Below are 274 nucleotides of genomic sequence, written 5' to 3'. Positions count from 1 at the left end.
CAGTAGGTAAAACCGAGCAGCAACTTACTGCTGCTAAAGTTCCGTATGAAGTAGGTCGTGCGCAATTTAAACACCTTGCGCGTGCGCAAATTGCGGGTACTGAAGTGGGTACTTTAAAAATATTATTTCATACAGAAACCAAAGAAGTACTGGGTGTACATTGCTTTGGTGAGCGCGCCTCAGAAATTGTCCACATTGGCCAAGCCATAATGGAGCAAAAAAATGGCGGCAATAATATTGAATACTTTGTAAATACCACTTTTAACTACCCAAC

Annotated in this window: 1 protein-coding gene; it reads left to right on the top strand. The window is 41.6% G+C overall.

Annotated elements, in window-relative coordinates; genetic code table 11:
- A partial coding sequence (locus AAEY93_RS20560) for an oxidoreductase dimerization domain-containing protein (protein ID WP_502959572.1) occupies window positions 1-274 on the top strand: 274 nt, incomplete at both ends.

The sequence above is a fragment of the Shewanella sp. CAL98-MNA-CIBAN-0140 genome (assembly GCF_040309905.1).
Classification (GTDB): domain Bacteria; phylum Pseudomonadota; class Gammaproteobacteria; order Enterobacterales; family Shewanellaceae; genus Shewanella; species Shewanella psychromarinicola.
This window is presented reverse-complemented; position numbering and strand designations above follow the sequence as displayed.